Here is a 21,455-nt window from a genome sequence, read left to right on the forward strand (position 1 = left end):
TTGGGCGCGGACCATGTTCCGAGAAAAAGCGGCCATGGACTACAACTCCGGCATGCACAACGCATACCAAAGGGGCCGGGAAGAAGCCCGGCTGATGCTTGAGGAAAATGCCCGGGTGATAGAGGAGCTCAAGCGCAAGCTGCGGGAAGCCGGGATAGATACGTAGTAACAAGCCGCTTGCGGCTAATTTTGTATGACCGGGGCAAAAAGGCGTACCTGGCGCCGTAGCAAGAAAATCAATTCCAGTTGTCTACTTGTAGACCTTTTATGTCTTTATAATGGTTTGTATTATTTGTTATGAGGGTCAGATTATTCTTGATGCAATAGGCTGCTATCAGAATATCAGAATCAAGGGCAGGACAGACTCTTGGTATCCTACTTTTCTTCCGCAAGCTGCAATGCCATTTCCGCAAGGACAGGGGAATGAGGACGCTTTGGTACAGGTCTTTTAACAGGTTTAACTTTCCAATGGTACATCGGCCGGTGAAGCCAGGCGCCTTGCTATGGCCTATCACATATCCGGATCATTTTGACTTGACAGAGCATAAAAATTGATGTAAATTGTATGCATAGGGGGTTAATTGAAATGCCATTATTACAGGTAAGGGATTTTCCGGAAGATATTTATAAAAAAATAAGTATCGTTGCAGAAAAAGAACATAGGACAATAGCTCAACAAACAATCGTATTAATAAAAAACAGTTTAGGGCTGGAGGAATCCAATAAAGAGCGGAGAAAACAGCTTATAAGAAAATGTAACGCACGGATTATTCCCAATGAAGTAAAATCACTGGATGCCGCTAAACTTATTAGAGAGGACAGAGAAAGGTGATCGCCATTGTTGATGTAAGCGGTATTGCACAAATATTATTTCAAACTTCAAAAAAAGGAAAATTTGAGGCGATTTTACAGGAAGCGGCATTGGTTTTAGCGCCTGATTTATATGTATCCGAATTATCAAATACATTGTGGAAGTATTGTGCAAAGGGAATATACACATCGGAAGAATGTACCCAATTTATTGAGGATGGATTAAATTATATAGATGAATACATCAATTCAAAAGACATTTGGAAAGAAGCATTTGGAGAAAGCATAAGAAACAACCATCCTGTTTATGATATGATTTATGCAGTAATTGCCCGAAGGAATGATGGCATAGTATTAACGAACGATGGGGATTTGGCTAAAATTTGCAAAAAGAATAATATAAAATATTGTTATTAAAAAAATCAATTCCAGTTGTCTACTTGTAGACCTTTTATGTCTTTATAATGGTTTGTATTATTTGTTATGAGGGTCAGATTATTCTTAATGCAATAGGCTGCTATCAGAATATCATTATTGCCAATAGTTATACCTTTGGATAATTCTTTAGATAATAAGTCAAAATATCAGTATCAAGGGCGTAAATATTCATAGGGCATCAACTTCCGTCGGAGTTCTAAAATGCAATCTTTCAGGTTCTCCTTCCAGTACTTCATCACTTTCTTCAATTTCTTTTCTAATTTCAGCCCATAGATTTCTTTGCCTTGACAGTTTTTCCTTTAGGGTTGAGCCTTCTTTTTCATCCAGTATCAATATCGCCTTTTGGCTGTCAGGAATAGATATATTTGTTTCGCTCTTAAATAGGCCTGCTTCAATAAATCCGTTTAATACAAGCATAATTTAACCGCCTTTATTTATTCGATTGCCCTCCATAAATACGGTTTTAAATTTGTCCTTATGCGCTTTATAGGAGGAGGTACTTCTTTATAATCAACTATAAGTCTGCTTTTAATCTCTGTCAAGGTTCCGCAAAAAAGCGCGCCCGGCGCCCGCAGCTCCGTTTCCCTGCCCCTCATTCCCCCGGCTTTCCCCGGTTTGTTACCAGTTCCCGGTAAAGGGCATTCTTAACCTCGGCTATATCAATGGGCTTTGAAACGTGATCGTTCATACCCGCATCCCGGCTGGCATCCCGGTCTTCCTTCATGGCATTGGCGGTCATGGCGATGATAGGCACCGTGGAGGCGTCATGCTTGGCGCTTGCGCGGATGCGCCGGGCGGATTCAAAGCCGTCCATCACGGGCATTCGTATGTCCATAAAAATAAGGGAATAATCTTTCTGCAGAAAAGCCCGGAGCCCCTCTTCGCCATTTTCCGCAATATCCACGATTGCCCCCAGGTCCGAAAGGATGGCCACGGCGATTTCCTGGTTGATGGCATTATCTTCCACCAGGAGGAACTGGTGGCCGTCGTAGCGCTGACTGTCCGCTGCTGTATCCGTCCCGGCAAGCTCCTCTTGCTCACCTTCGAGGCTCTCAAGTTCCACAAAAAACGCAAAGACGCTGCCTTTCCCCGGTTCGCTGCTCACCGTAATGGCGCCCCCCATCAGTTCCACCATGGCCTTGCTGATGGAAAGCCCCAGGCCGGTGCCGCCGAATCTGCGGGCGGTGGAGGAATCCGCCTGGGCGAAGGGTTTGAAGAGGGTCTCCTGCTGTTCCGCGCTCATGCCGATGCCGCTGTCCTGTACCGCGCAGTCAAGCCGCAGCCGGCCCGAGGGCAGGGGCCGGGCCTTGATCTCCAGGCGTATGGAGCCCTGGAGGGTGAACTTTGCCGCATTGCCCAAAAGGTTGAGCAGTACCTGGGATAGCCGCAGATTGTCCCCCACCGCCTGGGAAGGGACCGAATCGTCCATGGCGATGATGAGTTCCAGGCCCTTTTCGCTGATCCGGGGCTGTATGAGTTCCCGGATATTGTCGGTCATTTCGCTCAGGCTGAAGGGGCGGCTTTCCAGTTCCATCTTCCCCGCCTCGATTTTGGAAAAATCCAGAATGTCGTTGATAATACCCAAAAGCAGGGAAGCTGAGGATTGTATCTTTTTAAGGTACTCAAAGCGCTGTTCAGGGGAATCCGCCTGCATGGCAAGCCGGGTCATGCCCAGTACCCCGTTCATGGGGGTGCGGATCTCGTGGCTCATCCGGGCCAGGAAATCCCGCTGGGCGTCATTGGCCGCCTCCGCCAGTACCAGGGCCTGGTGCGCCTCATTGGCTTTGACCACATCCGCAGCCATGGCGTTTATGCTCTCCGTCACTTCCCCCAATTCTCCGCCGGCCCGCTTAATCTTTTTGGTAAGATCGAAGCGCAGTTCCCGTACCCCGGTAACGATATTGTTAATATCCCGGACCATGTTCCGGGAAAAGAGGATCACCAGGATGATGGAAACCACATAGGTAATCCCCAGGATCAGGAATATCCTGCGGGTAGTATCCTTGAACTGGGTTTCAATATCCGTGGTAAGCTCGTTAGCCCAAATATACCCGATGACCCGGTTGTCCCGTTCAATGGGGCTCATGGCATTCATGATCTTCCCCCGGACCATGGACCCGGAAGCCACCTCCGCCCGGTTGGAAGCCATTACCCGCCTGCCCGGATGCTCTGGGGCTATGGAAATACCGACCACCTGGCCATAGGTGGCTGAGGGCCCGTAGGTCAGGGCGGCGTCCAGATCCAGGGAATAATAGCCCACCCCGAGCCCCGGGTAAGCGGCAGCCACTTCGTCGGTACTATCCCGCAGCTCCCGGTTCAGGACCGCAATTTTTGCCTCCCGGGAAGCCTCAGAGGCCCCGTTTCGCTCTAAAATAGCATCATAGGAATCAGCGCCCAGGCGGCTGTTAAGGATACCCGTGAGCCCCAGCAGTTTATCGCCCTTTTCGTTCAGCACTAAGGTCTGGGTAACGTACCGGACCATGTACCAGGTGGTAAGAAAGGTAATGGTCATGATAAAGAGGAGGATAAAGATAATCTTTCCCTGTATTGTATAAAAGAAAGATCGTTTCATTAATATATAATAAAGGGTAATCGCCGTAGTGTCCATTAGCTCTGGAAGCTTGCCTGTTTCCCGGTACAGGAGTATACTGGATATTGGGGAAAATGGCAATGATTATTCTTAATTCAGCGCGAAAACATGGAATATCAGATGTTGATATGTTGGCGGTTATCGCCGAACCATATGTAATTGCTGAACTGAGAGAAGCTCCGGAGAAATTGTTGTTTTTAGGCTTTGATTCAAATAACGAGAAGCTTCTTGAGGAGGTATTGAAATGAGTAGTGATGGAAAGGTAATTTGGAAAAAGGGCGATGAGGTAATGCCGGACAAGGCAAAATACGTTGTTGATGCGGCGCGTGGTGAATTGTTGTTGAAAACATTACAGTTGCCGGAAGAGATTGTAAATATAATCAGATATAACGCGGATAAAAGCGCGCAATCGGTAAATGACTATGTCTCCCATATCGTGGTCGAGCGTTTGATATCGGCATCATGACCGACCTTTGCCAAAATTTGCGGTTCATTATTCTTCTCAACCGGCTTAGTTCCTGAAACTAACCGTGGTCCCCAGCTTATTTGTCCCCTTTGCCGTATACCGCCTGTCCCTGCCGTATTCGGTAACGATGAATGAGACATCACTATCATTGGTAGAATAAATCGTCAGCATAGCTGTTTCCGCCGTTTGCAGGGAATATTTGTATTCCTGCCCCTCCGTAAGAATAATCGTGTCGTCCGTGGTTACCCGTCCTTCCTGAATTACCGGGGTTTCGCGTAATCGTTTATCTACATCTTCATCACCGGTGGGGAAATTAAAATAGACATTTTCCCGTATGCTTCCAAATATCCGTACACTGGCGCTGCCGGATAGTATTTGTATTGTTACATCCCGTGGATAATGGGCCCCGCCGGACTTGGTAGATATGCAGGAAGCGAGCAGTAATGCTGTTATAACGAGGATTAGTAACTTTTTCATTTGTCCTGTGTATATCTCCCGTTCAGCTTTCCCGCTATTTCCAATAGTTTCTCCCGGGTATTGAGTTCCGGGTCGTCCAGCGCCGCTTCCAGCAGTTCCTTGAGGATTATTCCTATATGCGGCCCCCGGGCAACCCCTATATCCATAAGATCCCCTCCGGAGATTGCCAGGTCTTTAAGGGAGAGCGCCCGGCCCTGGGCGAGGATGCGGTCGATGCGGCTTACCAGGGGGGCGAGGAAGCCGGGTTCCGGATCAATGCCTGCGGTGGCGTAGGCGTCGGCCCGGCGCAGGGCGTAGATATCCTCCAGGTATTCCTGCCCCACACGGATGATGAGCCTGCGGACTGCGGCGTCACTCCAGGTCTCCTCGTAGTGGAACATGTGCTCTTCTATCAGATGGACCAGCCGGTCGATCACCGCATTTGGGTAGCGGAAACGGAGGGCTATGTTTCGGGCTAAACCGGCGGAAACTTTTTCGTGCCCGTAGAAGGTCCATACGCCGGTCTCGTCCAGTCTGCGGACCGCCGGTTTACCGATATCGTGGAAGAGACCGGCCAGGCGTACTTCATAGGGAAATTTTTCGCGGGCGGCGTAGTCGCAGGCCAGGAGGGAATGGTCCAGTACGTCAAAACGATGGAAGCCCTTCTGGTCTATACCCCGGCAGGCGGCCAGTTCCGGAAGTAAAAGTTCCAGGAGCCCGGCTTTTTCCATGAGCAGCAATGCTGTGGATGGTTTTGGGGAGCCTATGATCTTGTCCAACTCGTCCCGGATACGTTCCGGGGAAACCTTGGCGGTGGTGGAAAGCGCCCCGGGGATGGCGGCCAGGGTCGCATCGTCCACGGTAAAGTCTAGCTGGGAGGCAAACCGTACCGCCCGCAGGGGGCGTAGGCCGTCTTCCCGGAACCGTTCTTCCGCATTGCCCACGCAGCGGATACGCCGGGCCTTGATATCATCATAGCCCCTAAAGGGGTCCACCCGTTCACCCCCGGGGAGGGCGAGGGCCATGGCGTTCATGGTCAGATCCCGCCGGGAAAGGTCCTCCTCAATAGTTGCGGCGTATTCGATATGGTCGGGACGCCGTCCGTCGCTGTAGGTGGATTCGGTACGGAAGGTGGTTACCTCCATGGAATAGCCCTTGTACCGGATCGTGACGGTTCCGTGTTTGATCCCCGTGGGGATGACCCGGCGGAACAGGGCCGTGACTTCCTCGGGCCGGGCATTGGTGGCCAGGTCCCAGTCCTGGGCTTCCTTGCCAAGGAACAGATCCCGCACGGCCCCCCCAACCAGGAACACCTGCTTCCCCACCCGGGTGAATACGGCGGCGACTTCTTTCAGTATAGGATGAATAACGACATTGCCCATTGGCTATTACTATACTATAATGACCCTATTCTGATAATGGGAGGAACCGTGCGGGGTATCGGTTTTATCGGCGGGGAAGGGCCGGGGGCAAAGCTGAGCGCCGCCCTGGCAGGGGACGTGGGCCTCATCGCCGCCGCCGATTCGGGGCTTGTGGCCGCCGAAGCTGCGGGGTTCCGTCCGGACTGGATAGTGGGGGACATGGACTCCCTGGATGATCTCCGCCGGCTGGATGCGTACCCGCCGGACCGGGTTATCCGCCACCGCCGGGACAAGGATGACACCGATACGGAACTGCTGCTCTCCCTGCTTTGGGAACAGGGCTGTGACGAAATATGGCTTGTCGGAGGCGGAGGCGGCCGGACGGATCACCTCCTGGCGATCCAGGCCCTTTTTGAACGGGACAAAAGCCCCGACCGGTGGATCACCGCCGCGGAGGATATACGCCAGGTTCGGGAAGAGCTTACCCTGACCATCGCCCCGAAAAGCCTGGTTTCGGTGTTTCCCCTGGGAACCGGTCCCTGGGAAGCGGAAAGCCGGGGTCTGCGGTGGCCCTTGGCGGGGCTCCCCTGGAAACGGGGCTTCTTCGGGATCAGCAACGTGGCTGTGGAGGGGAGCTTTTCCATACGGGCTTTGCGGGGACGTTTTCTGGTGATTATGCCTTTAAAGAAGGACTGAAAATAGTATATTAAGTTATAGAGGAAAGCTATGAATGATTTGATACCTGATAATGGGAACTATACACCTACCAATGTATTGGCTAAGCAGGGCGTCAGCGCCGTGGGCGGCATAGTGGGGGGCGTTGTGCTTATGGTTATACGAGTTCTGCCATCGTTTTTGGGCATCATCGCAGGGTTGGTTGTTGGTGTGGTTGGTCTAGGCGGCGTTTTGTCCAACGATCCGGACGACCGGAAGCCCGGACTCCTGGCGGCGGCGGCGGGGGGGCTTGCCATTCTTTCCCGTGCCCCGATAAAACCAATCTCCGCCTTGTCGGGAACCCTCCTGGGGATAAGCGCCCTGGGGCTCCTGGTTATAGGGATCTGGAATGGTATCAAATTCATCAAGGGCCTTAAGGGCAGATCCTAGGGCATCGTGACCTATTTTTTTGAAACCTACGGTTGCCAGATGAACAGCGCCGAATCGGCGGCCCTGGCTTTGGTTCTTAAGGAGCGGGGCTGGTCTGCGGCGGAAAACGGCGACAGCGCCGATCTGACGATCCTCAATACCTGCTCGGTCCGGCAGACTGCGGAACAGCGGGTTTTTGGCCGGCTGGCGCAGTACCAGGCCCTTAAAAAAAAGCGCCGGAGCCTGGGGCAGCCGCTTACCCTGATCGTGGCGGGTTGTATGGCGGAACGCCTGGGGGAAACTCTTAAGGAAAAGTTTGACGCGGTAGATTATGTGATGGGCACCGCATCCCGTTCGGTTTTCCCGGCAATCCTGGAAACCCTGGAAAACGGTCAGGGCCAAACCGCGGCAGCAATACTAAGCGATGAAAAACCACAGTTTTCCTTTTCGTCCTCCCACCTTGAGGAGGGGCAGTTTCGCAGTTTTGTTCCCATCATGCACGGCTGCAACAATTACTGTTCCTACTGTATCGTGCCCTACGTCCGCGGCCGGGAAATATCCCGCAGCCCCGCTTCCATCGTGGAGGAGATCCGTCTCCTCTCGGATCGGGGTGTCCGGGAAATTACCCTGCTGGGGCAGAATGTCAATTCCTACCGCTTCGAGGATGGAGAGCGGGAGCCGGTGGATTTCCCGGCGCTTTTGGAACTGGTGGCCGCAGAGACGGAAAACAGCCCCATACGCTGGGTACGTTTTCTGTCGAGTCACCCCAAGGACCTCTCCTCCCAGGCTATCCGGGTAATGGCGGAACATCCGGTTTTCTGCCGTCACCTCCACCTCTGCGTACAGCATGGTTCCAACACGGTGCTTAACGCCATGAACCGCCGCTACACCCGGGAGCGGTACCTGGAGTTGGTGGATGAAATCCGGCAGGCCATGCCGGACATCTCCCTTTCCACGGACTTTCTGGTGGGCTTCCCCGGGGAAACCGAGGAGGACCTGGAACTTACCCTGGATCTGATGGGGCGGGTAAAATTCCACTACGCCTATATGTACCACTACAATCCCCGGGAAGGGACTGCGGCCTACGATTTTCCGGGCCGGGTAGGGGAGGAGGTCAAGCGAAACCGGCTGGCCCGGGTTATCGCCTTGCAGAAAAAACATACCCAGGAACTGCTGAAACGGCGCATCGGCTCCCGGGAAATCATACTAATTGAAGGAATTTCACGAAAAAATGCCGATGAATTAATAGGACGTACGGAACGTGACGAAATGGTTGCGGTCCCCGGCAATGCTTCGGCAATCGGCAGCTTTGCCCAAGTAAGCCTTTCATCCCTGCGCGGCAATACCTTCCGTGCAAGGAGTTACGATTGAACCGTGCGGCAGTCGCCGCACTAAAAAAGGAGTTATGCGAAACTTCGTTTCGCTTCGATTGAACTGTGCGGCAGTTGCCGCACTAAAAAGGAGTTATGCGAAACTTCGTTTCGCTTCGATTGAACCGTGCGGCAGTCGCCGCACTAAAAAAGGAGTTATGCGAATGCCTTGGCGACTTTTAGGAATGGTTTTTATTCTCGTGGTCTTTCTCGCGTTTATCGGGTTAAACCTGGATAACCGTTGTATTATTTCCTTTGGATTTTGGGTGACAAAGGAACCGGTTCCCGTATTTCTGCCTATTTTTGCGTCCTTTGTTTTTGGGCTGCTCTGCTCTGTCCCCTTTGCGATTTCTATAGGCTTTAAACGGTCCAAAAAAAATAACGCCCAGGTCCAGGCTCCCGGCAAAAAACGGGGCAAGGGCGATCCTTCCCCGGAAGAGTTTCCCATCGGAGGTCCCTATGACATTGATTAAGTCCCGTTTTTTTATTCTCCCGGTATTTTTTCTGCTTTTGGGCGGAGCCGTCTTCGGTCAAAGCGCCGGTACGAACTTTTCTCCCTTGGCAGCGGAAATCCGCGGCATTGAAGGAAAACTGAGGAGCCCCATCTCCGCTTCCGAACGGCGTGAAGCCTATATTAAGCTGGCCCAGCTGCAGCGGCTTTCGGGGAACGTGGACGTATCGGCCCGGGCTTGGCGCGAAGCTGCCCTGGCTGATCCTGAAAACCGGGACGACCGGTGTTTCCTGGAAAGCGCTCTTTGCTACCTCACCCTGGGGGAATTTGACGCCGCCTCGGATGCCCTGCGGGGTATACTGAGCGGCGGGGATACTCCCGCTGCCCGGGATGCCCAATATCTCGCCGCCCAGATTGAAGTATTCCGCCATGGCGGTACCGACGGTAGTACCGCTTCCCTGTACGCCCTGCTGGAGAAGGCCGAGTTTCAGGATTACCGGCCGGCCATTTACTATACCTTTTGGCGTCTCTTTGGCGATCCTGCCTATAAAGCACAGATACTGTCGGAATTTCCGGGCAGCCCCGAAGCCCGTATCCTGGAAAGCGAAGCGGCCATAGCCGCAGACAATACGGTTACTACCGCCCCGGTTTCCATCCATAACCGGCCCCTCTGGTTCTTTTTCCCCGGCCGGGGAAACATAGCTATCGGCGCCGCAGTCCCCAGCCTGCCCGCAGCCTATCCCCCGGCTCAGTATCAGCCGCCAACTCCCGTCTTGTCCGCCGCACCTCCGAGTACAGTCCCGGCGCCGGTAACCCCTGCGCCGGTAATCGCGGCGCCTGAAAGTACGGGCGGCCCCCGGGCCTTGCAAGCCGGCCTCTTTAGCCGGGAACAAAACGCCCAGGCCCTGGTATCCCGGCTTGCCTCCCGGGGCTTTACAGCGTCGGTCAGCCAAAAGCAGGTAAACGGCGTCACCTATTGGGCGGTAACGTTACCCCCTGGGGAAAATTCCAACCAGACCATTTTACGGCTGAAAGACGCGGGGTTTGAATCCTTCCCGGTATTTTAACAGGCATTCCAATATAACATTGATGCTCCTCCAAAAAGCTGTCCGAAAGGGCAGTTTTTTTTGCCCGGACTAATGTGTTTTGCCACATCACCCCATAAAGGGGGTACAGGGGGAAGTCCGGCCGTTGACCGGTAGACCCCAGTCCGGGGCAATTTGTCAAAATTTCTCCGGTATGGTACACTAATCTTAATGGAGAGCGAGGCAAAATGGTGGGAACCGTATTTGAAGAAATCACCCTAAAAAACGAGGGAGACGAAATCAGAGTTGAGTGTGGAGTTATCAAGGAGCCGGAAATCCGTCAAATGACGGTACAGTGCGTGGTCGATACCGGCGCGCCGACCCTGATTATCAATGAAGCGGTACAGAAAGAACTGGGCCTGCGGACCGAGCATGTAAAGAAGTCCCGCATGGTGAATGGCGATCCGGTGGTCTGCAAGGTGGTCGAGACCGTACGGGTGTGTTGGAAAAACCGTTCCATGACCTGTGAGCCCTGGGTGATTCCCGGCGCGGATCTGCTCCTCCTCGGGGCAATCCCCCTGGAAGACATGGACCTTATGGTGGACCCGAAACGGCTGCAACTGGTCGGCGCCCACGGCGACGAACCGGTAGGGTTTATCTATTAAACGCGTGCCTCATTGACAGCGGTTCGGCAAAAGGGTACGCTAGAAAAAACCAAAAGGAAGGACACCATGATAAAGGTTATCGCAGAGAACCGCATAAAACCGGAAAACGCAAAGGCCGTTGCTCCCCTGTTCAGAGAAATTATCGCCGCAACGCGGAAGGAAGAGGGGTGTATCGAATACCGGCTTTTTACGGACCCCAAAAATCCGGAGATCTATACCTTTATCGAAGAATGGGCCGGCCAGGCCGCTTTGGATAAACACATGGCCGCTGAACACTTCACCCGGATTATCCCCAAGATTGGGGAACTGAGTTCCAAGCCCCTGTCAGTACAGGTACTTGAAGAATTTAAATAACTGACAAACGGCCTTTTCACACCCCCTTGAAAATATCCCGGTAGGTAAAAGATACTGGACAGGTGCAGGCGACTAAACGATTTTCCGCAACATGTATTGAACAGCTCTGTTCTGAAATAGAAGACTCCCGGGGAAACGAAGTTTTTGCCCTTGGATACCTGGACGACCAGGGTCTGGTTTCCCGGCTCGTAATTCGCGCCCGGGGTAATAAGGACTCGGTACTGGCCCTGCAGCATTGGTCCGGGGATGCGGACCCATCGGACGACCCCTCTCATGCCCCCGACGTGCTCATCCACAACCACCCCACGGGGTATCTGGTTCCCAGCGACGAGGACCTCAACATAGCAGGCCATGCGGCTGAGGACGGGACGGGGTTCTTTATCGTTGATAACCGGGTAAGCAAGGTCTATGTGGTGGCCGAACCGGCCCGGCGGCGGAAGCGGGTTTTGCTGGATGCTGATACCATCTGCGCAGCCCTGGAGGAGGGCGGGTCCATTGCCCGGAAGCTGGAGTCCTATGAGAGCCGGCCCTCCCAGCTTGGTCTGATGCGGCTCATCATCCAGGGCTTTAACGAAAACAGCATGGTTGCCGCCGAGGCGGGGACCGGGGTGGGGAAGTCCTTCGCCTACCTCCTTCCGGCCATGCGCTACGCCCTGGAGAACGATGAACGGATCGTAATCTCCACCGCCACCATCAACCTCCAACAGCAACTCTACGAAAAAGATATACCCCTGGTAAACGGAACCTTGGAAAAATCGGGCCAGGGACCCGCAGTCAAGGCGGTGCTCATCAAAGGCCGGGGGAATTATCTCTGCCATCGCCGCCTGGGGGAAGCGCTCAGGGAAACTGAACTTTTTGATGATGAAAAGGACGACCTTGAGCGTATTACTGCGTGGGCGGAAACCACCGCCACCGGGAGCCGTTCCGACCTTTCCTTTTTACCCGCCGAAAGTCTCTGGTCCCGGGTCTGTTCCGAGGCCGACCTCTGCATGGGCCTCCGCTGTCCCGAGCGGGAACGCTGTTTCGTCCTCGCCCTTCGCAAGGAAGCTGCGGACGCACGTATCCTGGTGGTGAACCACCATCTCCTCTTTGCGGATCTGGCCGCCCGGGCGGAAGGCGCGGGGTATGACTCCACCGTGGTACTTCCCCCCTATACCCGGGTGATCATGGATGAAGCCCATACCATGGAAAACGCCGCCACATCCTTTTTTTCCAAAGATTTCAGCCGCCTGTCCCTGTACCGCCAGCTTGGCCGCCTCTACCGCAATCGCCGCGCTCAGCGTCTGGGCCTCCTGGTCCGGCTGGCCGCCCTGTCCCGCCAGGAGGATAAGCTTGACGACGGGGCGGAGGCCGTACAATTTATCCGGGATACCGCGGACGCCCTGGACGAATCCGCCCTGAATTTCTGCCGGGCGGATGGCAATTTCCGCCTTACCCCTGCTGACGAAAGCAGTATTGCTGCGGCCTTGACACCGTTGCTGTTGGATCTGCGGAAAAAAATCTCCGCCCTGGCGGGGCTTATCCGGGATATGCTGGAAACTGTTCCCGAAGATAGCGTGGACGACCCCACGGTCTGGGAAATAAAGTCCATAACCCGGCGTCTTGAGGCCATCGGCTCGGTCTGCGGTTCCTTTATCGAATACCAGGAGCGTCCCGAAGAAGTTATGTGGATAGAACGTCACGCCGGTCGGGGAGCCGCAGCCAAGTCTACAGGAGCGGATTGGGCGGTCTTCACCGTTACTCCCATCGATGTGGCCCCCGCCTTACGGGAGGCGCTTTTTGAACCCAACAAAACGGTTGTCTGCGTTTCCGCCACCCTCACGGTGGCCGACTCCTTTACCTACTGGATGAACCGCTCCGGTCTCGGCCACACCGGAACTGCGGACCCCTCCGATAAGGCGGTCCTTACGGGCCGGTTCCCCAGCCCCTTCCCCTATTCCCGGTCGGTACTCCTGGGGGTTCCCAGGGACGCGCCCCTGCCCGACGATGCAAGCTACCGTGCCTTTGTGGATCAGGCCGTAACCCAACTGGCAGAAACCGCCGGAGGTTCCGCACTAATACTCTTCACCTCCTATGAGTCGCTTAGAAGCGCCTTTGCCGCCGCCGCTCCGGTGCTGGAAGAACAGGGCATACGGTGCCTTAAACAGGGGGACGATGACAGGAGCCGGCTCCTCCAGGCCTTTTTACAGGACCGGACCAGCGTACTCTTCGCCACCGACTCCTTCTGGGAGGGAGTAGACGCCCCGGGGGATACCCTCCGGCTGGTGATACTCTGCCGCCTCCCTTTCCGTACCCCCAACGAGCCGGTCTTTAAAGCCCGCTGCGAAGCCCTGGAAAATCGCGGTAAAAGTTCATTTATGGAACTATCCCTCCCGGAATCGGTGATGAAGTTCAAACAGGGATTCGGACGGCTCATGCGCCGTTCCAGCGACCATGGGGTAGTGGCGGTTCTGGACGGCAGGCTGCTCCACAAACGCTACGGGGAATTCTTCCTCCGTTCCCTGCCGGAAACCGGCCGGAGTTTTGGGGAATTTGAAAGCCTGCTCCGGGAAATGGAACGCTTTTTGTTTTAGGGATTTATTCGCTGTCAAACACCGTCTTCCCCAGGGCGGAAGCGTCGGGCTTAATTTCTGAGCGGTATTTCTCCAGCGCGGCTTTCTCCCGCTCCAGTTCCTTGAAGGCGTAGATCGTTTCTCCCGCCGGGCCTATGGTTACATCCGGAACTGCGTAGGAACCGATTTCTTTGATTACCCGGTCCTGGGCGGCGGCCATGTTTTTAGGGCGGCATTCTTCGGCCTTGGGGGCGATATCTGCGGGCTTGACCGCCAGAGGGGCGTCCCAGATTTGGCGGTAGCCGCTTTTGCGCAGGTTTTCCAGCTTGATGGTTTCGTTGGTTCCCTTCATTCCCAGGTAACGGAGTCCGGGGATGAGCCAGAAGAGGAGCGAGAAAACCAGGGGGACAACCCCCAGGCCTACGCTTATCACGGCTAAGGGATTTGCAACTATCTGGGAAAAGAGGACGTAGGTGAATCCGTACAGGTAAGAGGCGGCGTCAAAGTGGGCCTGGGTGACAATAGCCCCGGAATTGAAAGCGTTAATCAGAAAGTAGCCGCCGAAGAGCAGATTTACTGCGTTGATAACCCCAAACCAGCCGTTCATTTTTTTTGCGTTTGAGGAAAAAGAGAAAAGCCGTTTTATGGGAGCGGAAAAACCGTTAAAGGAACGGTCTTTTTTATCCGCCCGTAAGAGCAGTTCGTCAAAGCGGTACACCACGGTTCCATCGTCACTTGCTTCCGGCAGCCCGCCGAATTCGGCGCAATAGCCGGTGATCCGTTCTTCAGCCTCGGCGGGGCTGTTGCCGGTGAGGGTCATAAACTCCGGCAGGGAAATGACCCCGCGGTTCGCCTGAATATAGGCGATCACCGCCTGCTTTTCCCGGCTTGGCCAGTCGGCATTGGGGTCCCCGTCGCCAAATACAAAGGAAAAAATTGCCTTGTATAGGGGCCGGCCCTTGGGACGAGGTGCCTGAACGGAACGGCCATAACCGTACCGGCGATCCATGGACTTGGTTAATTCGGAATAGAACCAGATGCGGATTATCATGTTAAAAATACTGGAGGCGAAGTACATACCCCCAATTCCGCCGCTGTTCCGGTTGGAAGAACGGTTATTGGAGTTGGAGGCGGCCATGGAAATTACCAGGGACCCCAGGGCGATGGCCATAAACAGGACAAAATAGCCCACCAGCATCACCATGATCCAGATCTTAAATATGAACTCCGCGGCGATTTTCAGGACCTTATTAAATTTTTCCAAAAAGCGGCTGAATTTTGCCTTAAAGCCGCGGTATTTACTGGTAAAACCCCGGGGAAAGGAATAGAGGATCTCCCCGGATTCGGTTACCTGGAGGCGAGCGGAATACTCATCCGCCGCCCGGGGAACCAGTTCCCGGACCGTATTCAGGGGCAGCGCCGTCTTAGCCACAATATCGGCAACCGTGACGCCCCCTTGCTGCCGCCTGAAGGCTTCAGTTACCTTAGTATATGCTTCCTTGTCTTTAATCTGCCCCATGAACGTTCTTTATTTCTCCCCAAATGCTTCTTTTTCCAGAATGGTAGCTAAGGTTATACTGCCAAAAAAATTATTGATCAATTCCGTTACATCCGCCCAGACCGAGTGGGTAAGGCACATCCCCAGCCTGCTGCAATCGTCGGTGTGTTTATCGCAGGCGGTAAGGTTCAGTTCCTCCCCCGCAGCGTCCAGGATTTTTTTGATGGTCAGCTGATCCAGAGGCTGGGCGAAATAGAACCCGCCCCCCGGGCCCCGGACCGACGACACGATTCCCGCCTTTCGGAGCTTAAAAAAGATCTGTTCGAGGAATACCGAGGAAATATTCTCCTGTTCCGAAAGAATATTGATAGATACCGGAGCTCCGTCTTTGCCGATCTTTGCCAGCGCCAAGGACGCCCTGAGTGCATATCGGCCCTTAGTGGTTATTCTCATAAGAATTTTCCTCTTTATCTTAATCCGTACTTTTGTAAGTCCTAAGCTGCCGATATATATACGTAGGATTCAATTTATCTGACTATCATGATAATGTATTATTATAAGAATGTAAAACAGTTTGGTATAAAAAATATAAAAATATGTAAAAAAAATATGTTTTTTATCGTATAGCCTATAACTTCAGGGGGTGTACATCACGGAGGGAATTAAAAAACAAAGCCAGGGCCAGGAGATCCGCGCAGCCGCCGGGGCTTAGGTTCCCTGCAATAAAGCGTTTGTCTATTTCAAACACCGCCTCCATATCCCCGGTCTCTTCGATCCGGGGCAGAGCTTCCAGTATCTCTTCCTGGGTATGCTTAAAGGTTTCCGGACTGGACCGGGTGATACAGTTGGTATCCTCCACCCGGGTAATAAGATGGAGTAGGGTAATCACCGCGGCGTCATTAAGGCTCATGCCTTTTTCCAGTCCCCGCCGCAAAACCGGGATGGCGCAGTTAAATACCAAGGGAAAACCTGCCGCTGCCTCTCCCCGTATGCCGGTGATGCCCTTTACGGCATAGAGCCGCTCCCCGTGGCTCAGCTGCGCCGCTCCCTTGATCCGTTCAAAGTCTTTGAGAACCGGCCGGGCAATTTCGCCGCAGAGCCGGGACAGCTCCCGAAGTTCAGTCTTCCGGGCAAGACCGTGTTGAATCCCCAGGGCCGCGCCGCCTATGCCCATGGAAAAAATGATACCCCGGTGGGTATTGACCCCTCCGGTAGCGGCAAGCATGGCCTCCTCGGCGGCAATGCCGATGGGGCGGAGGAGGGGGAAGAGCTCCCCCGGCGGCCTTTCCCCGTGGAGTATACCGGCCCGGATAAAACGGCGCAGATAGGGTCCTAACACCGCAGCGCTGGCCTGGAAACTAAAAATATCCATATCCTTATGGGCGCCGTTGTTGAACCGGTCCACCAGTCCCGGTTTGGGAGTAACCGCCGCTTCTGTCAGGAGGGCTCGCTGCATACGGTAAACCAGGGCATCCTCAAAGGCGTTGGTAAAATAATCCCGGAGTATCCGCGCCGCCTCCCGGCGTATCTCATCCAGCCCGTGTGCCCGGGAGCGGGCGCAGATCCCGGCGGGACCGCCGCAGATGAGGCAGGCCCGTTCTTTCCCCTCCCGGCGGCTCAGTTTTTTACCCTCCCTGTCCAGTACATCCGCATCAAAGAGCCGCCCCAGGGGATGGGAGTCTTCAAGCTCCCGCATGAGATCCTTGATACCGGCGGAGACGGAGGAAATGAGCAGCAAGGCTTCGCAGCCCGTCTTTTCCCGCTTTTCTTCACTTTGGATGATTTCAACCCCCCCGGCCTTGAGTATGCGGCGAATTTGCCCGAGCCCCTCCGCAAAGGCCTGCTCGGCCAGGGGGAAACGCTTGACCGGTCCGGGAATATTCAGGGTAAAGGAGATGAGGCAGGACACCGCGGGGGCGTGCCTCAAAAGTTCCTGCTGACGCAAAACCCGGCTTTCCCGGCTATCCAGCAGTTCGGGGAGTTCCGCAATGCTGCCGGCATACAGTTCCAGTAGATCCACAAATTGCCCCTATTATTCCGCGCCGAATTTCCTGCGCAGGTAAACCCAAGTAGTATCGGGAACCAGACGCCGAACCAGATCCCAGTCCCCGTTTTGAATCCCCTCCCGGACAGCGGAGGCGCTGATTTCCCGGTCCCCGGCCTTGATACGGGGCAGTTCGATCAGTTCAATCCCCTGGGGAGGCAGCCGTTCCCGGAGCGCCCGGTTATAAAGGCCGGTACTGGGGCTGAAGGGTTCGGTACCCACATAGCGGCGGCGTATCCTGAGGGCCGGGGCGATAAGGGCGGCAAAGATCGCCGCATCCATGGCGCCTTGAGCGGCGGCAAGATCCGCATCCCGGGTAAAGTAGGCGGGGAAGGTAAGGGAGGAGATCACATATTCCCCGCCGGGGATGACCCGGACATTTTTCAGATCCGCCGCGCCTTCCTCCATGAGCCGAAGCCGGTCCTTAAAGGGGAACGCCGACCGGTCTTCCTCCACCGCCAGCACCCATACCCAGGGGTTTTCCCGGCTTGCCTGTTCCATAAGCCAGCGATGCCCCTTGGTAAAGGGGTTACAGTTCATCACCAGGCAGGCGGCGCCCTCGGGTTTATCCGCCGCCAGGATCCGTAATTTTTCCATCCCGGCGGCAGCATCGGGGCCGCCGAATTCCAGAAAGACCGCATAGGGAGCGGCGTCAGCCACCACCTTCAATCCCAATCCCGCAAGCAGGGGGGCCATGCTTGGCTTGGTGATGACCCGGAGGTAATATATTCCCCGCCGGGCCGCCAAATTGATAAGCCCCGTAACCAATGCTGCGGAAAGCCCCTCTCCCTGGCGCTGCCCGTCGATGGCGAGTCCCTGGATCATATTCCCCTTTAAAAACCCGCAGCCGATAAGTTCGTCCCCCTCATAGAGGCCCAGGTTATCGTCGGCATCCTGGGGCAGGGTCAGATCAAAAGCGGCAAGCAGGGCAGATAAGGATAGATTATGATCGGGGTTTCTGATTTTTTGCAGATAACTCATCAATAATACACCATTATTATCAAAGTTTAAAAAAGCCCCAGATAACGCAGCAGGGAGATAGCGACAAACATGGTTACCATGGAAAGTACCGTAGAAAGATAAACGGTCTGGGCCGCAAAGGGAGGGTCGATATTGTAATTCCGGGCCATCACCAGATTAGTTACCGCGCAGGGAGCGGCGAAGGCTACCATCAGAGCCCCCAGATCGGGTCCCCGGAAACCCGCAAGTACCATGATGGGAATCAGAATGCCCGGTACAATCACCAGCCGGAGCAAACAGGCGCCGAGGGCGCTCTTGATATCCTGGGAAAGCTTTTTAAAGTCCACCTGAGCGCCGAGGAGGACGAGAGAGATAGGGGTCCCCGTGGAAGCCACCGAATTGATGCCGCTTCGCAGAAAAGCCGGCAGCTTGATATGAAGCAGGGAGCAGATTATCCCCAGCACAGAACCAATGATGAGGGGGTTCTTCAGAATATCTATCAGGGTACGTTTCAGGGCGGTCTTCATACCCCAGTCGCCGGAATCCCCGCTGCCCTTTTCCGGCTGGGAATGATAGACCATGACTATCACCGTGAAGAAGTTAAAAAGGATGATAGTGACCGGAACCAGCATGGCCGCTGCCTTGAGCCCGGCCTGACCGAAAAGATTGGTCGCCAGGGGCAATGCATAGATGATATTGTTGGATCTGAAGGAACTGACGATGAAAATACAGCGCCGCGCCCGGTCTTTTATGGTTGCGGCAAAGAACAGCCAAAAAACGATCATGGTCAGGAAGATGGATACGGAACAAAGAAGGATAAGCCGGGGGTTAAATTCGGCGTAATAATCAATGGACAGGGTACTGTTAAAAATATGAAAAGCCAGTAGGTAGCGAAAGGTGAGCCGGTTAAGAAATGTAATATCCTGCTCTTTGATATGTCCCCGCCGGGAAATAAACCAGCCCAGAGCAACGGTAAAAAGCATGGGGGCGATGGCATTAAAACTAAAAAGCAGAATTCCCAATGGGGACTCCTACGCCGGGTTACGGCGCTTGAAAAATCTCGTCAATAATGGAGCCATCCCGGTATAGTACCTTTCCTATCACCTTGTCTCCCCGTTTTGTTTTTTTGGCAGTTCCGTTAACATCCTCCGCCATTTTACGCAATGCTTCAATGTCTGTCACCGGGATACCGGACTTGATAAGTTCTTTTTTAAGATCCTCCCGCAATGGGTTTACCGCAACGCCGTATTGGCTTACAAAGACATCCACCGTTTTACCCGGGGTTGTAACCGTAAGGACCTGATCCACCACAATGGAAAGCCGCGCCCGGCTTAGGGGGGCGATAACCAGCGCCAGTTTGGCCCCCGCAGCCACATCGCTGTGACCCCCTGAACCGCCTATGATATACCCATTAGAATCGGTATGTACATTGACATTGAAATTTACATCTATCTCGGTCGCCCCTAAAACTACCGCATCCAGCCTCTCCGCCACACAGCTTTTTGCGGTGGGGCTTGCATAATGGCTGGCGCTTATCTCCACATGCCGGGGATTAAGCTTAAGGGATTCCACCGCCTTGAGGTCAAAGCACTGCACATCCATGATGGTTTCAAAACACCCCGCCTCAAGCATATCCACGAGATACCCCGTGGTTCCCCCCAATGCAAAGCTTCCCCGTATACCCTGTTCAACCATGATATTCTGAATTTCCCGGCCCAACGCCAGGGAAGCTCCTCCGGCGCCGGTCTGGAAGGAAAACCCGTCTTTTAAGAGTCCCGATGCCTGAATTACCCGGGCGGTCAAACCCGCGATACGGAGGGCAACCGGGTCCCGGGTCATCATGGTGGTTCCCGATACTATACCCTGGGGGTTCCCGATGGCATCAACCTTCACCACGTAATCGGCGTAAATTTCGCTAATCGAAAAATCTTTCAGGGGATAGGACGCCAGGGTATCGGTGATGATCACCACTTTTTTCGCATACATGGCGTCGGCGAAGGCGTAGCCCAGGGAGCCGCAGGCGGATTTGCCAAAACGGCCGGAGCAATTTCCCTGATCATCCGCGGTGGGGGCGGCGATAAAAGCCACATCAATGGGGGTCTCCCCGGTTTCAATAGCACTGGCACGGCCTCCGTGGGAACGGAAAATCACGGGGTTCGGCAGAACCCCTCCGCTTATTGCCTTGCCTATACCGGGGCTGATGTAGTTGGTTTCCAGCTTGGTCACGACGCCTTTTTTTATATGATCAATCAGGGGCGTATGACAATCAAAAAGGGAACTCGCATTTATGGTCAAATCCCCTATACCCAGTTTTGCAATGGCTTCCATAACCATATTCAGCACGAAGTCCCCGTTGCGCAGATGATGATGGAAGGAAATTCGCATACCGCTCTTAAGACCGCTCGTTCGGATTGCCTCTTCCAGAGAAGGCAGAAGTTTACTCATTATATGTTCCCTCCCCGGACAAATTCCGGCGTCCCAATTCTTCGGCGGATCGCAGAATATTCCGTGCTCTTTCCACAATGGGGGCGTCGATCATCTTGCCCTCCAGAGAGATGGCGCCCTTTCCCTGCTCCTTGGCGGAGGCGATGGCATCGAAAACCTTCAAAGCATATTCAATTTCCTTGTCACTGGGGCTGAAAGCCTCGTTAACCGCATCCACATGCCGGGGAGAGATGACCGCCTTACCGCTGAACCCAAGGGATCGGGCAAAAAGGGCATCCTTCTGCAAACCTTCTATATCATTTACATCCGTAAAGGGGGTATCCAAAACTTCCGTACCCGCCGCACGGGCAGCGTAGACTATCCTGCCCCGGGCATAGGCGATCTCCTCCCCATCCTTGGACCGGGGCGCCCGGAGATCCGCCGTAAGGTCCTCGGCGCCCAAAAGCAGGGCGGCTATCCGCTGGTTGGCGGAGGCGATGGCAAAGACATTCTCAATTCCCAGGGCGGTTTCGATGAGGGGAAGAAGCCTTGTTTTTTTTGTTACGCCGGATTTCGCCTCCACGGCTTCTATTTTTTCTGTAAGGCGGTGAATATACCCGGCGTCACTGACCTTGGCGGGCATGAGCATATCCGGCGCCAGGGGAACCAGGGCTTCCACATCGGCTTCCCAAAACTCAGAATCCAGAGGATTTATTCGGACAATGACCAGACATTTTCCAAAATCAAGGCTCTTCAGGGAATGGGCAACCAGAATCCGCGCGGCATCCTTTTCGTCCGGGGATACGGCGTCTTCCAGATCAAAGATAATACCATCCGCACCCAGGGCTCCGCCGTTTATCAATAAATTGGGATTATTTCCCGGTAAAAAAAGTGCCGTTCGCAACAAT

The 21,455-nt window shown here is 54.1% G+C and carries 23 protein-coding genes; 12 read left to right on the forward strand and 11 right to left on the reverse strand.

Annotation, left to right across the window (positions count from 1 at the left end; all coding sequences use genetic code 11):
- Positions 1 to 586: 586 nt before the first annotated feature.
- A complete protein-coding gene (locus tag LQZ19_RS18815) occupies positions 587 to 832 on the forward strand; it encodes a hypothetical protein (RefSeq protein ID WP_411049231.1) in 246 nt (81 codons plus the stop codon).
- Positions 829 to 1,227, forward strand: a complete 399-nt coding sequence (locus LQZ19_RS18820) for a type II toxin-antitoxin system VapC family toxin (RefSeq protein WP_411049232.1) — start codon at positions 829 to 831, stop codon at positions 1,225 to 1,227. Before LQZ19_RS18815 ends, LQZ19_RS18820 begins: the two co-directional genes overlap by 4 nt.
- A 189-nt stretch (positions 1,228 to 1,416) precedes the next feature.
- On the opposite strand, the gene LQZ19_RS18825 is transcribed toward LQZ19_RS18820, so the two are convergent.
- Together LQZ19_RS18825 and LQZ19_RS18830 are read right to left on the reverse strand one after the other, a co-directional pair.
- A complete protein-coding gene (locus LQZ19_RS18825; RefSeq protein ID WP_411049233.1) occupies positions 1,417 to 1,665 on the reverse strand; it encodes a hypothetical protein in 249 nt (82 codons plus the stop codon).
- Between the two features lie 175 nt (positions 1,666 to 1,840).
- On the reverse strand, positions 1,841 to 3,820 hold the full coding sequence (locus tag LQZ19_RS18830; RefSeq protein WP_411049234.1) for an ATP-binding protein: 1,980 nt from the start codon (positions 3,818 to 3,820) through the stop codon (positions 1,841 to 1,843).
- Between the two features lie 92 nt (positions 3,821 to 3,912).
- Between LQZ19_RS18830 and LQZ19_RS18835 the strand changes: the two genes are divergently transcribed.
- Both LQZ19_RS18835 and LQZ19_RS18840 read left to right on the forward strand, forming a co-directional pair.
- A complete protein-coding gene (locus tag LQZ19_RS18835) occupies positions 3,913 to 4,086 on the forward strand; it encodes a hypothetical protein (protein WP_411049235.1) in 174 nt (57 codons plus the stop codon).
- Positions 4,083 to 4,304, forward strand: a complete 222-nt coding sequence (locus LQZ19_RS18840) for a hypothetical protein (protein ID WP_411049236.1) — start codon at positions 4,083 to 4,085, stop codon at positions 4,302 to 4,304. The genes LQZ19_RS18835 and LQZ19_RS18840 overlap by 4 nt, the downstream gene beginning before the upstream one ends.
- A 45-nt stretch (positions 4,305 to 4,349) precedes the next feature.
- On the opposite strand, the gene LQZ19_RS18845 is transcribed toward LQZ19_RS18840, so the two are convergent.
- Together LQZ19_RS18845 and LQZ19_RS18850 are read right to left on the reverse strand one after the other, a co-directional pair.
- Positions 4,350 to 4,781, reverse strand: coding sequence for a putative periplasmic lipoprotein (locus LQZ19_RS18845; RefSeq protein WP_411049237.1), 432 nt, complete (start codon positions 4,779 to 4,781; stop codon positions 4,350 to 4,352).
- On the reverse strand, positions 4,778 to 6,142 hold the full coding sequence (locus LQZ19_RS18850; RefSeq protein WP_411049238.1) for a CCA tRNA nucleotidyltransferase: 1,365 nt from the start codon (positions 6,140 to 6,142) through the stop codon (positions 4,778 to 4,780). Before LQZ19_RS18850 ends, LQZ19_RS18845 begins: the two co-directional genes overlap by 4 nt.
- Positions 6,143 to 6,178: 36 nt before the next feature.
- Between LQZ19_RS18850 and LQZ19_RS18855 the strand changes: the two genes are divergently transcribed.
- The 8 genes from LQZ19_RS18855 to LQZ19_RS18890 all read left to right on the forward strand — a co-directional run bounded on the left by LQZ19_RS18855 (position 6,179) and on the right by LQZ19_RS18890 (position 13,642).
- Positions 6,179 to 6,817 carry a thiamine diphosphokinase gene (locus tag LQZ19_RS18855; RefSeq protein WP_411049239.1) on the forward strand — a complete coding sequence of 213 codons (639 nt, stop codon included), beginning with the start codon at positions 6,179 to 6,181 and terminating at the stop codon, positions 6,815 to 6,817.
- Positions 6,818 to 6,847: 30 nt separating this feature from the next.
- Positions 6,848 to 7,225: a hypothetical protein gene (locus LQZ19_RS18860; protein ID WP_411049240.1), complete on the forward strand. Its 378-nt coding sequence runs from the start codon at positions 6,848 to 6,850 to the stop codon at positions 7,223 to 7,225.
- Between the two features lie 6 nt (positions 7,226 to 7,231).
- Entirely contained in the window at positions 7,232 to 8,575 is a 1,344-nt protein-coding gene (miaB, locus tag LQZ19_RS18865) for a tRNA (N6-isopentenyl adenosine(37)-C2)-methylthiotransferase MiaB (RefSeq protein ID WP_411049241.1), read from the forward strand.
- Positions 8,576 to 8,738: 163 nt separating this feature from the next.
- A complete protein-coding gene (locus LQZ19_RS18870) occupies positions 8,739 to 9,047 on the forward strand; it encodes a hypothetical protein (RefSeq protein WP_411049242.1) in 309 nt (102 codons plus the stop codon).
- On the forward strand, positions 9,034 to 10,092 hold the full coding sequence (locus tag LQZ19_RS18875; RefSeq protein WP_411049243.1) for an SPOR domain-containing protein: 1,059 nt from the start codon (positions 9,034 to 9,036) through the stop codon (positions 10,090 to 10,092). The genes LQZ19_RS18870 and LQZ19_RS18875 overlap by 14 nt, the downstream gene beginning before the upstream one ends.
- Before the next feature lie 206 nt (positions 10,093 to 10,298).
- Entirely contained in the window at positions 10,299 to 10,715 is a 417-nt protein-coding gene (locus LQZ19_RS18880) for an aspartyl protease family protein (RefSeq protein ID WP_411049244.1), read from the forward strand.
- Positions 10,716 to 10,781: 66 nt separating this feature from the next.
- The gene (locus LQZ19_RS18885) at positions 10,782 to 11,069 is read left to right on the forward strand and encodes a putative quinol monooxygenase (RefSeq protein WP_411049245.1); all 288 of its coding nucleotides are present in this window, start codon (positions 10,782 to 10,784) and stop codon (positions 11,067 to 11,069) included.
- Between the two features lie 62 nt (positions 11,070 to 11,131).
- Positions 11,132 to 13,642 (forward strand): ATP-dependent DNA helicase, encoded by a 2,511-nt coding sequence (locus tag LQZ19_RS18890; protein ID WP_411049246.1) that lies wholly within the window; start codon positions 11,132 to 11,134, stop codon positions 13,640 to 13,642.
- Positions 13,643 to 13,646: 4 nt separating this feature from the next.
- On the opposite strand, the gene LQZ19_RS18895 is transcribed toward LQZ19_RS18890, so the two are convergent.
- The 7 genes from LQZ19_RS18895 to LQZ19_RS18925 form a co-directional block, all read right to left on the reverse strand.
- Positions 13,647 to 15,140, reverse strand: a complete 1,494-nt coding sequence (locus LQZ19_RS18895) for a hypothetical protein (protein WP_411049247.1) — start codon at positions 15,138 to 15,140, stop codon at positions 13,647 to 13,649.
- A gap of 9 nt (positions 15,141 to 15,149) precedes the next feature.
- Positions 15,150 to 15,572 (reverse strand): RrF2 family transcriptional regulator, encoded by a 423-nt coding sequence (locus tag LQZ19_RS18900; protein ID WP_411049248.1) that lies wholly within the window; start codon positions 15,570 to 15,572, stop codon positions 15,150 to 15,152.
- Between the two features lie 175 nt (positions 15,573 to 15,747).
- A complete protein-coding gene (gene citX, locus LQZ19_RS18905) occupies positions 15,748 to 17,139 on the reverse strand; it encodes a citrate lyase holo-[acyl-carrier protein] synthase (RefSeq protein ID WP_411049249.1) in 1,392 nt (463 codons plus the stop codon).
- 12 nt (positions 17,140 to 17,151) lie between these two features.
- Entirely contained in the window at positions 17,152 to 18,144 is a 993-nt protein-coding gene (gene citC / locus LQZ19_RS18910) for a [citrate (pro-3S)-lyase] ligase (RefSeq protein ID WP_411049250.1), read from the reverse strand.
- Between the two features lie 26 nt (positions 18,145 to 18,170).
- Positions 18,171 to 19,145: an AEC family transporter gene (locus tag LQZ19_RS18915; protein WP_411049251.1), complete on the reverse strand. Its 975-nt coding sequence runs from the start codon at positions 19,143 to 19,145 to the stop codon at positions 18,171 to 18,173.
- 19 nt (positions 19,146 to 19,164) lie between these two features.
- Positions 19,165 to 20,568: a citrate lyase subunit alpha gene (citF, locus tag LQZ19_RS18920; protein ID WP_411049252.1), complete on the reverse strand. Its 1,404-nt coding sequence runs from the start codon at positions 20,566 to 20,568 to the stop codon at positions 19,165 to 19,167.
- Positions 20,561 to 21,454: an HpcH/HpaI aldolase/citrate lyase family protein gene (locus tag LQZ19_RS18925; protein ID WP_411049253.1), complete on the reverse strand. Its 894-nt coding sequence runs from the start codon at positions 21,452 to 21,454 to the stop codon at positions 20,561 to 20,563. Before LQZ19_RS18925 ends, citF begins: the two co-directional genes overlap by 8 nt.
- Position 21,455: the final 1 nt, after the last annotated feature.

Source organism: Treponema primitia (genome assembly GCF_046533075.1).
GTDB lineage: Bacteria > Spirochaetota > Spirochaetia > Treponematales > Breznakiellaceae > Termitinema > Termitinema primitia_B.